Here is a 10,063-nt window from a genome sequence, read left to right on the forward strand (position 1 = left end):
TTTCCGGCCGTTTTCACCCCCAGCACCCCGTCCGGTTTCTCCCCCCTCCCTACTCGACGAGATCATCAAGGCACTTGCCCATCCGGCACGGCGCGAGATCCTCACCTGGCTGAAGGATCCCGCCGGGCAATTCCCCGGGCAGACGCATTCCTTCGAATTCGGTGTGTGCGCAGGCCAGATCCACGCCAAGGCCGGCCTTTCCTGTTCCACGGTTTCAGCCCACCTGGCCTGCCTGCAGCGGGCGGGCCTGGTGAGTACGCGCAAGCTCGGGCAATGGATTTTCTATACCCGCGACGAAGCGGCCATCTCGGCATTCCTGCAACACATGCAGCACACGCTGCAATCTCCCCTGGAGCATCAGACATGAGCAAACTGTTCGAACCCCTGAAGGTGGGCGACCTGGTCTGGCCCAACCGCATCGTCATGGCGCCACTGACGCGCTGCCGCGCCGATGCCGGACGTGTCCCCAACGCCCTGATGGCCGAGTACTACGCACAACGCGCCAGCGCCGGTCTGATCCTTTCCGAGGCGACCTCGGTCACGCCGATGGGGGTTGGTTATCCCGACACCCCCGGAATCTGGAGCGAGGCGCAGGTCGAAGGCTGGAAGCAGGTGACGCGCGCCGTGCATGCTGCCGGCGGGCGGATCTTCATGCAGTTGTGGCATGTTGGCCGCGTCTCCCACCCGGATCATCTCGCGGGTGAATTACCGGTCGCGCCCAGTGCCATCGCACCGCAAGGCCACGTCAGCCTGCTGCGCCCGATGCGCGACTACGTGGTGCCGCGCGCGCTGGAAACCGACGAGATCCCCGGCATCGTCGAGGCTTATCGCCAGGGCGCGGAAAATGCGAAACGTGCCGGCTTCGATGGCGTCGAGATCCATGGCGCGAACGGTTATCTGCTCGACCAGTTCCTGCAGGACAGCACCAACCAGCGCACCGATCGCTACGGCGGCAGCCTTGAAAACCGCCTGCGCCTGCCGCTGGAGGTCGCCGATGCCGTGATCGGCGTCTGGGGCGCAAACCGCGTGGGCTATCACATTGCCCCGCGCTGCGACTCGCACACCATGGGTGACAGCGATCCGCTCGCCACCTTCACTGCCCTCGCACGCGAACTCGGCAAGCGCGACGTCGCTTTCTTGTTTGCCCGTGAATCTCAGGATGCGCCGAGACTCGGCCCCGCCATCAAGCAAGCCTTCGGCGGCATCTACATCGCCAATCAGGGGCTTACGCCCGACGCGGCGGAATCCCTGCTTGCCCGGGATGAAGCCGACGCGGTGTCCTGGGGACAGGCTTTCATCGCCAACGCCGATCTGCCCCTGCGCCTGGCCAGCGGCAAACCGCTGAACAAACCGCAACCGGAGACCTTCTACGGTTACGGACTGAACGACCCGCGCCTGGGCTACGTCGACTACGCTGCGTAATGGAAGGCCGGGGCAGGCCAACGCCGGCCCCCTCCGCAGCTGCGCCCGGGATCAGGTCAAACAATGTGCGCGGATTTGGTGATAGCGTCTGACAGTTCGGCACCGTATGGCTGCCGACAGGCAGTCATAACAACCCTCCTCCGGAAACAAGACGCACATGAATCAACATCGCATCGTCAGCTTTGGCGAAGTGCTGCTTCGCCTGACTCCACCCGGCTATCTGAAGCTCTCACAGACCAACACCTTCGCGGCGACCTTCGGTGGCAGCGAGACCAACTGCGCGGTCTCTCTGGCCCGCTTCGGACTGCAGAGCGACTTCATCACCCGCCTGCCGAAGAACGACATCGCCGAAGCCTGTCTGGGGGAGCTGCGCTCCTATGGTCTGGGAACCGGACACATCGTGTTCGGTGGCGACCGCCTCGGCCTCTACTACTACGAGAATCCGGCCGCGCAACGCGTCTCCAAGGTCGTGTATGACCGCGCCAACTCCTCCTTCTCTACGCTCAAACCGGGCATGATCGACTGGGAGCAGGCCTTCGAGGGCGCAAGCTGGTTTCACTGGTCCGGCATCGGCCCCGGCCTCAATCAGGACACCGCGGACGTCACACTGGAAGCGCTCCGGATCGCCAAGCGCAAGGGGCTCACCGTCTCCTGTGATCTCAACTACCGCAAGAATCTCTGGCAATACGGCAAGCCCGCGCAGGAAGCCATGGCGCCCATGCTCGCGCTCACCGACGTGCTCTTCGGCACCGCCAGCGAATACAAGGTGGCCTATGGCGTATCCAGTGCACCGGGCTACAAGGTGCGCACGGCAGAAGAACCGATCGATCTCGAAAGCTATGCACGCTTCTTCGCCGAAGTGGAGAAAAGCTCCGGCCCGGGCAAGAAATTCTTCATCGCCCTGCGCAATACGCTCGATGCCAACCACCACATCCTCACCGGCCTGTTCTATGCGGCCGGCAAGCTGATCCCTGCGCGCACGCATGCCATCGACCACGTGGTTGACTGCGTGGGCGTGGGCGACGCCTTTGCCGCCGGCATGATCTACGGGCTGATCAACTACCCGGATGATGACGCCTCCGCGCTGGAGTTCGCAGTGGCCGCCGCTACGCTGAAAAACACCATCTACGGCGACTTCAACCTGGTCACCGCCGATGAAGTGAAGACCTTGATGAAGGCCGAAGGCAGCGACGGCATCTCCCGTTGAGAAGGATCACCCCACGACGATGGGCCGCGCGCCACGGGGGGTGATACCGAACCGCCGCTTGAACGCCGTGGCGAAATTGCTCTGGCTGGCATAGCCAGCCAGAGTGGCCGCAGCCGCCACGGCCTGCCCTTGTGCCAATGCGGCCCGGGCGCGCAGCAGCCCTTGCTCGCGCAGGTATTCGAACACCGTCATGCCTAATGCCTCGCGCGCGATCTGCTGCAGCGTGACCGGGTTGCTGCCTACCTGCCGCGCGATATCCCCCATCGAAAGACTCGTTGCAGCCGGTGTCTGCAACAGTTCGCAAAGGCGTCGCCCCAGCATCTGACGGTGTGCTTGCGCCGTCACCAGCGCCTCACCGCTACCGATCACGCCCAAGGCCTCGATGACGATATCCAGGCTCCGCGCCATCTGGTAAGTACGACACAGCCCTGCCGGCAATCCAGGCGGTGCAATCACCTCGCGCGCCATCCATTGTGCACGTGCCGAGGGTTGCCACTCCGCCATGGCGAGATGCTGCCCGGTGAATTCGCGCACGCGTTCGGCGTAGCTGCTCGCGTCGCCCTCGAAATTGCTTGCCAGCCATTCCGGTGACAGCGAAATCACCAGCTTGCGTTCCCTGCGCCCGCGGCACCAGTGACGCGAGAAGGCAGCACGCTCCCGCATCGAAAGGATGGCACCCGCGCAGCGCCCGCCTGCTGGCCCCAGTGTGAGATGCCTATGGCCGTAGCTGACCTCCGTCATGCCTTCGACCACCATCACGATCTTCATCCCGACTTCCACTTCGGATTCGCTGCGCTGGCTGCACAGGTCGGTCACGGCCGCCGTGTGGATCCCCAAGCCCGGAGCCAGCTCACTCATCACGAAAGCGCCCTGCAAGACCGCATCCCCGGTGCTCTCACGCACATCCAGGAACCGGTAATCCCCCGTCGTTCGTCCCGCCGCCAACAGCTCATGGCGAAGGATCTTCGGCCCCAGCGACAGGTGATCCGCGGTGTCGCTGCACATCGTTAGCTGGCGCATAAGTCTTTCACCCTCACGCAAAACATCTCTTGATACACCCGTGCGACACTTTCGCAGGATTTTAAATAACAACGATTCTCATTATCAACCTAAGCACCGTGGAAGTCTGCCGCATGAATACCAAGCTCCCTTTCCCACAGCGTCGCCTCCCCGTCCTGCTCGCCCTGTGCACCATGCCGCTTTCCGGTATCGCCCTGGCCCAGAGCAGCACCGGAGAAACCGCCACTGAACTCAAGACCATCGTCGTCACAGCCTCCAATCGCGAACAGGAACTACGCGACGCACCAGCCAGCATCGCCGTGGTCACACGCGAGGATCTGGAGAAGAAACCGCTCAATGACGTGGCAGGCATCCTCGGCGGCGTCGAGGGTGTCACCCTGAACCGCAACGGCAACGGCGTGCCCACCGTACAACTGCGCGGCCTGGGTGCGGCCTACACGCTGATCCTGATCGACGGCAAGCGCGTGAACTCCACCAACGCAATGTTCCGCGGCAACGACTACGATCTCGGCTGGATTCCGGTCGCCGATATCGAACGCATCGAGGTGGTGCGCGGCCCGATGTCCTCACTGTACGGCTCGGACGCCATCGGCGGTGTGGTCAACATCATCACGCGCAAGGTCGGCAAAACCTGGGCCGGCTCGGTCAAACAGGAACTGGTGCACGCCGAGGATGGTGAGGCCGGTGGCGGCATGTCGACCAATTTCTCGCTGCGCGGCCCGCTGGTGGCAGACACGCTGGGCCTGAGCCTGTCCGGCGGCTACGACAAGCGTGATGCCGACAAGGCGGTCAACACCAGCGGGCAGTCAGGAATTCCACGTCGCGAGAACCGTTACGGCAGTGCCAAGCTGAACTGGACGCCCGCCAAGGATCACGAGATCACCACGGGTTACGACTACAGCCTGCGCGATCACGACCATTTCCTGCTCAAACGCGAAGCCGTTTCGCTGGGCCATAAAGGCCGCTATAGCTTCGGCAGCAGTGAAGTGAATTTCTACGCCGACGAGACACGCAACAAATCCGGGACCGTGACCGGGGAAACCAACCCGAACAAAGCCAACTCCGAAGCACTTGACGGAAAGCTCGTACTCCCCGTCAATTTCGGTTTCTCGCAGATTGTGACGCTGGGAGGCGACGTCCGCCGCGAGCGCCTGAACGATCCGAAGTTGCTCTCAGGAGCCCCGGGCTCACCAGGCTATGGGAGTGACCCCGAAATCTCGGTGCAACAGCACGCGTTCTTCCTTGAAGATGAACTTGAACTAAATGATCAACTGCGTCTGACCCTCGGCAACCGCTACGACAATCATGAAAAGTTCGGCGGCAACAATAGCCCGCGTGCCTATCTGGTATATCACGCCCTCCCCGGCCTGACTTTCAAAGGCGGCGTAGCGCGAGCGTTCCGCGCACCAACCCTTCTGCAGAACAGCCCACAGTGGGGTTCTGTCTCGTGCGGCAGTGCTACGACCGGTTGTTACATCATCGGCAACGCGGATCTGGAACCAGAGACGTCCACTAGCCGGGAAATCGGTTTTCAAGCCGAGTATGGCAAGTGGAGCGGCAGCGTGATGGCCTTTCATACCGATCTGAAGAACATGATCGACATCACCAGCCGCACCAACAACGCGACGCTTGCTCCGGCCTATCCCAACTTCGTCGGCTGGCTCAATGATGGTCGGCCGATCTTTGCCTATCAGAACATCGCCCGCGTCCGCAGCAAAGGCGTGGAAACATCCCTGCGTGGTCAGATCACGGCTCAAGTGGGCGTGCGTGCCAGCTATACCTACACGGACACCAAGAACTTCAGCGGCGCGACTCCGCTGGCCCTGATCAACCGCCCCATGCATGTGGCCAACCTGACGGCCGACTGGCAGATCAATCCTCGCCTGAGCCTGGCCGGCAACGGCCGCTTCAATGGCAACCAGTACACCACCGCCCCCACGGCCAACTCTGCGGGCATCAAGAAGGTGGACTATGCGACTTTCGACCTCTCCGCAGCCTATCGCGTGGATAATCTGATCACGCTGCGCGGCGGCGTGCTCAACATCGACAACAGCGGTGTCGAGCGCAACAGCAGCAACGATTACAACGAGGAAAGCCGTCGTTACTACATCTCGGTGACTGCGGATTTCTGATAACCAGCTACGTCACGCGCGATAATCACGGGGGGAGCGCAAGCTCCCCCTTTTTCCGTTTCTGCCCCGAGAGGATGCCCGTGTCCCAGTATCCTCAACACAGCAGCGTCACGCTGCCCAACGCCGACAAGGTGCTCTACAAGCTCAGCAAGCATTTCGCGCTCAAGGTCCCGGTCGAATTCGACGACTCGAATTCCCGCGTACAGTTTCCGGCGGGCAATTGCGAAATCCAGCGTGAAGGCGATCTCCTGCGACTGCAGTGCAGTGCCGATTCGAAGGAAAAACTGGCCCAGGTGATCCGCATCGTCGATCATCATCTGGCGCTGATGGCCCGCAACCCGGAACTCCGGATTTCCTGGACAGACGCCTGAGACGAGAATCACCATGCCTTCGCTACAAAGAATCCTGCTGCTGCTTTCCCTGTTCCTGCTCATGCCCATCGCCCACGCCGAAGGTCCCAGCTTCCTGTCCCGGCTGCCTGCCGAATGGTCCCCGGCCCAGCTGGCACGAAGTGCCAGTTTCGAGATCGAATCCAGGCATACCGGGCAACGCTATCGTGTATTGCTGGGCATCCCCTTCTCCGCGGCGCCCAAGGCGGGCTATCCGGTCCTGTGGGCACTCGACGGGCTGGCCAGTTTCCCGACGATGGAAGCTTTCCGCCCGCGCCAGCCTCGCGAGCAGACACGTGTTGCCGATGCCTGGCGTGAACGCGCGGCCGGCCAGGTACGCGATGGACTGATCGTTGCTGTCGGCTACGCCAGCGGCGAACCCTTCAACGTGGATGCTCGTGCGCTGGACTACACCCCTGAACCGCAAGCCCCCACGGGAGACCTTCTCTCTCCCCGCCATGGCGGTGCCGAAGCCTTCCTCGCCTTCCTCACGGAAGAACTTCGCCCACTGCTGGCGGAATATTTCCCGATGGACCCGCAACGGCACACGCTGTTCGGCTTCTCTTACGGCGCCCTGTTCACCTTGCACACACTGAGCACCCAGCCGCAGTATTTCCAGCGTTACTGGGCTGCCAGCCCGTCGCTCTGGTTTGCCGATCACCAGACCATCAAGGCGCTGCCGCAACGCTTGAAAGCCCTGGATTTCGCAGCGGCGCCCGTCCGGGTGACCATCACCGTCGGTCGTGACGAGCAATATCCCGAGCAGTTCGCCTCGGCAAATATCCGTGAACAGCTGCAGGTGCGCACCATGGTCGACAATGTCCACCGCTTCGCGCAGTTGCTGCAGGAAAAACCCGGCACGCAGGTCACGACATTCGATCTGCCCGGCAGTGATCACTACGACATGCTGCAGCACGGCGCCCGCCACGTACTGGCCTTTGCCTTCGCGCCCTGACGGAGCACATTGATGGTTTTCAGCACGGGCGGGCCTGGGGCTCGCCCGTGCTGGCAGCCGAATCAGGCGTCTGAAAGCACCTCGGCCTGCTCGATGGCCGGATAATCTCCGTAGCCATCCGGCCAGCCGGTGAGCACCTCGAAGCCGGTTTCGGTGACGGCCACCATGTGTTCCCATTGCGCGGAAAGCGAGCGATCCCGCGTCACCACCGTCCAGCCATCCGGCAACGTGCTGGTCGCCGCTTTGCCGGCATTGATCATCGGCTCGATGGTGAAGACCATGCCGGGTACCAGGCGCAGCCCCTCTCCCGGGCGCCCGTAATGCAGCACCTGCGGCTCATCGTGATACACATCCCCGATGCCATGCCCGCAGTATTCACGCACCACGCTGAATCCCTGCCGGTGCGCCACGGTCTGGATCGCATGGCCGACGTCTCCCAGCGTATTACCCGGTTTCACCGTCCGGATACCGGCACACATCGCCTCGTAGGTCGTGCGGACCAGGCGCCTGGCCAGCACGCTGGGCTCACCGGCGAAATACATGCGGCTGCAATCGCCGAACCAGCCATCCTTGATCAGCGCCACATCGATGTTCACGATGTCCCCCTGATGCAAGCGCTTGCCGGACGGGATGCCGTGGCAGACCACGTGATTCACCGAAGCGCAGATCATCTTCTCATAGCCGTGATAGCCGATGTTGGCCGGAATCGCACCCAGCACATTGACGATATGGTCGTGGCACAGGCGATCCAGTTCATCCGTGGTCACCCCTGGGCGTACATGCTCCGCAATCATGCGCAGCACCTGCGCAGCCAGCCCCCCCGCATGGCGGGCCATCGCGACCTCTTCTGCCGAGCGGATCGGCACCTGTCTATGCTTGAGCATCACGCCACCTTCCCGAATTCATCCCGGCCCACATCCGCGGTAGGCGCACTCTCCTGCTCGAGCAGCAGACGGCAGATCTCGCTGTAGTTCAGCGTGGGATTCAGCTCGGCCAGCATGCCGACACGCAACCAGTGCTCTGCCTGTGCATTGATCGAACGGCTCAACGCCCCGCTGGCATGGCGCAAAGCCTCATGCATCTGCTCGGAAATCTTGACGATACCCATGTGAGGGCTCCTTTTATACGGAACATATATGATCCGTATATTTGCTGCATCAAGCAAGTGCGAATACCCGTCAACACCAATTACCAACGCCCTGGATCAAGAGGCCGCACCCTACAGGAACGTAAAATGGGGCCTCCCCGTCACATCATGTCGGCGGCCAGAAGCCGTCACATGACCATCACACAAGAAGTCAGCCCATGAGTTCCCCCGTTGCCGTAATCGCCACGATCACCGCAGCCCCGCAACACAGGGAAGCCGTTGAAGCCGCGCTGCGCATTGCCGTGCCGCTGGTCCGCAAGGAAGCGGGCTGCGAGCAATACACCCTGCATCGCGACCTGGCACAACCAGACAACTTCGTGATGGTGGAACGCTGGAGCGACGAAGCCGCATTGACACAGCACGTCCAGGCGCCGGCATTCCTGGCGCTGGCGAAAGCACTCGAAGGTCGTGCGGCACTGAGCGTGACCAAGCTTGAACCGCTGGTCTGATACCGGCGACCCGGACTCCAGCCACCGGGAGCAGGCGTGCTCCCGGCGCCCCGGCTTCGCTTTCTGAACGTCGAATTCCAGGATCTGTCCGCATGAGCACCGATCTGCAACGCATCCATTTCATCGGCCTTGGCGCCATCGGGCTGAAATACGCCGCCCGCCTGCAAGACCTCGATCCTGCTCTGGTGAGGATCATCGCCGACAAGCGTCGCATCGCCGCGTTCCAGGCCAATCCGCCCGTGGTCAATGGCAGACCGTATGACTTCAGGTTTGTGAGCCCGGGCAACGCGGACATGCCGGCAGATCTGCTTTTCGTTGCGGTCAAGGCACGTCAGCTGCCACAGGCGCTGGAAGATCTGCGCGGCTTCATCGGCCCGCACACCAGCGTGATTTCCTTGATGAACGGCATCACCAGCGAAGAAATCATCGGTAAAGCCATCGGCCACGAGCATGTGCTCTACCCACGTGTACATGGATGCCGTCCGCGAGGGGCACGCGGTGACGTATCACGACATCGGCAGGGTGGTATTCGGCGAGCAGGACAACACCCGGCACTCCGAACGCGTGCAGGCGATTTCCGCACTCTTCCACCAGGCGGACATTCCGCACGAGATTCCCGCCGACATGCTGCGCGCACATTGGGCCAAGTTCATGCTGAACGTAGGCGTCAACCAGACCTCCGCTGTACTGCGCGCGCCTTTTTCCACCTTCCATCATGACGCCCATGCACGGGCAGTCACTCTGACGGCTATGCGGGAAGTCGTCGCCCTATCGCAAACGGCAGGCATTGGCCTGACACAGGAAGACCTGGATCGCGCCATGCGCATCATCGACGCCCTCGCCCCAGGCGCCAAGACTTCGATGCTGCAGGATATCGAGGCCGGGCGCGAAACCGAGGTGGACATCTTCGGCGGCGCAGTGATTGCGCTTGGACAGCGCTATGGCGTACCCACGCCTGTGAACCAGACGCTTTTCGACCTCATCAAGGTAATGGAGGCGAGCAATCGCACATCTACGGCCTGAGCCGAAGCCCGGGCAGAAAAGCAAACAGCCCTGTGATCACTCACAGGGCTGTTCTATTGGGTGGGGCGACATACCGGGTTCGAACCGGTGACCACTGGAATCACAAGACTTTAGACGAGGGTAATTGCTTGCCCTCTCATCACCCTGTATGAATCGCCCCCGGTTCACTAGACACTTCGAAGCCTTAAGCTGGCAACCAAGTGGAGGTGTCTATGAGTAGCAAGCGATACACGGAAGAGTTCAAGATTGAAGCGGTCAAGCAAGTGACCGATCGCGGACATAGCGTTGCGGACGTTGCCGGGCGACTGGATGTGAGCAT

The 10,063-nt window shown here is 61.9% G+C and carries 13 protein-coding genes; 10 read left to right on the forward strand and 3 right to left on the reverse strand.

All coding sequences use genetic code 11. The annotated features are described in order from the left end of the window. From BGI27_RS16575 to BGI27_RS16585, 3 genes are all read left to right on the forward strand, one after another. Positions 1-367: ArsR/SmtB family transcription factor (locus BGI27_RS16575; RefSeq protein WP_317984307.1), on the forward strand; the 367-nt coding region annotated here is incomplete at its 5' end. Next, positions 364-1,422 carry an alkene reductase gene (locus BGI27_RS16580; protein WP_095525912.1) on the forward strand — a complete coding sequence of 353 codons (1,059 nt, stop codon included), beginning with the start codon at positions 364-366 and terminating at the stop codon, positions 1,420-1,422. The genes BGI27_RS16575 and BGI27_RS16580, both read left to right, overlap by 4 nt. Positions 1,423-1,579: 157 nt before the next feature. Beyond that, positions 1,580-2,629 (forward strand): sugar kinase, encoded by a 1,050-nt coding sequence (locus BGI27_RS16585; RefSeq protein ID WP_095525913.1) that lies wholly within the window; start codon positions 1,580-1,582, stop codon positions 2,627-2,629. A 6-nt stretch (positions 2,630-2,635) separates the two neighbouring features. Here the strand turns inward: BGI27_RS16585 and BGI27_RS16590 are convergent, their stop codons facing one another. Next, complete coding sequence (locus tag BGI27_RS16590; RefSeq protein ID WP_170943088.1) at positions 2,636-3,634, reverse strand: helix-turn-helix domain-containing protein; 999 nt, start codon at positions 3,632-3,634, stop codon at positions 2,636-2,638. A 128-nt stretch (positions 3,635-3,762) separates the two neighbouring features. Between BGI27_RS16590 and BGI27_RS16595 the strand changes: the two genes are divergently transcribed. The 3 genes from BGI27_RS16595 to BGI27_RS16605 all read left to right on the forward strand — a co-directional run bounded on the left by BGI27_RS16595 (position 3,763) and on the right by BGI27_RS16605 (position 7,125). Next, positions 3,763-5,781 (forward strand): TonB-dependent receptor domain-containing protein, encoded by a 2,019-nt coding sequence (locus tag BGI27_RS16595; protein ID WP_095525915.1) that lies wholly within the window; start codon positions 3,763-3,765, stop codon positions 5,779-5,781. 80 nt (positions 5,782-5,861) lie between these two features. Continuing rightward, on the forward strand, positions 5,862-6,152 hold the full coding sequence (locus tag BGI27_RS16600) for a DUF2218 domain-containing protein (protein ID WP_223871878.1): 291 nt from the start codon (positions 5,862-5,864) through the stop codon (positions 6,150-6,152). A gap of 13 nt (positions 6,153-6,165) precedes the next feature. Next, positions 6,166-7,125 carry an alpha/beta hydrolase gene (locus tag BGI27_RS16605; RefSeq protein WP_095525917.1) on the forward strand — a complete coding sequence of 320 codons (960 nt, stop codon included), beginning with the start codon at positions 6,166-6,168 and terminating at the stop codon, positions 7,123-7,125. Between the two features lie 62 nt (positions 7,126-7,187). On the opposite strand, the gene map is transcribed toward BGI27_RS16605, so the two are convergent. Both map and BGI27_RS16615 read right to left on the reverse strand, forming a co-directional pair. After that, positions 7,188-8,009: a type I methionyl aminopeptidase gene (map, locus tag BGI27_RS16610; protein ID WP_095525918.1), complete on the reverse strand. Its 822-nt coding sequence runs from the start codon at positions 8,007-8,009 to the stop codon at positions 7,188-7,190. Next, entirely contained in the window at positions 8,009-8,233 is a 225-nt protein-coding gene (locus BGI27_RS16615) for a ParD-like family protein (protein ID WP_095525919.1), read from the reverse strand. The genes map and BGI27_RS16615 overlap by 1 nt, the downstream gene beginning before the upstream one ends. Before the next feature lie 197 nt (positions 8,234-8,430). Between BGI27_RS16615 and BGI27_RS16620 the strand changes: the two genes are divergently transcribed. The 4 genes from BGI27_RS16620 to BGI27_RS16635 all read left to right on the forward strand — a co-directional run. Continuing rightward, positions 8,431-8,721 (forward strand): putative quinol monooxygenase, encoded by a 291-nt coding sequence (locus BGI27_RS16620; protein WP_095525920.1) that lies wholly within the window; start codon positions 8,431-8,433, stop codon positions 8,719-8,721. Between the two features lie 92 nt (positions 8,722-8,813). Continuing rightward, complete coding sequence (locus BGI27_RS18935; RefSeq protein WP_095525921.1) at positions 8,814-9,440, forward strand: ketopantoate reductase family protein; 627 nt, start codon at positions 8,814-8,816, stop codon at positions 9,438-9,440. Beyond that, on the forward strand, positions 9,346-9,744 hold the full coding sequence (locus BGI27_RS16630; RefSeq protein ID WP_223871879.1) for a ketopantoate reductase family protein: 399 nt from the start codon (positions 9,346-9,348) through the stop codon (positions 9,742-9,744). Before BGI27_RS18935 ends, BGI27_RS16630 begins: the two co-directional genes overlap by 95 nt. A 212-nt stretch (positions 9,745-9,956) precedes the next feature. Then, a partial coding sequence (locus tag BGI27_RS16635; protein ID WP_141239830.1) for a transposase occupies positions 9,957-10,063 on the forward strand: 107 nt, incomplete at its 3' end.

Source organism: Candidatus Dactylopiibacterium carminicum, assembly GCF_014736495.1.
Lineage (GTDB): Bacteria > Pseudomonadota > Gammaproteobacteria > Burkholderiales > Rhodocyclaceae > Uliginosibacterium > Uliginosibacterium carminicum.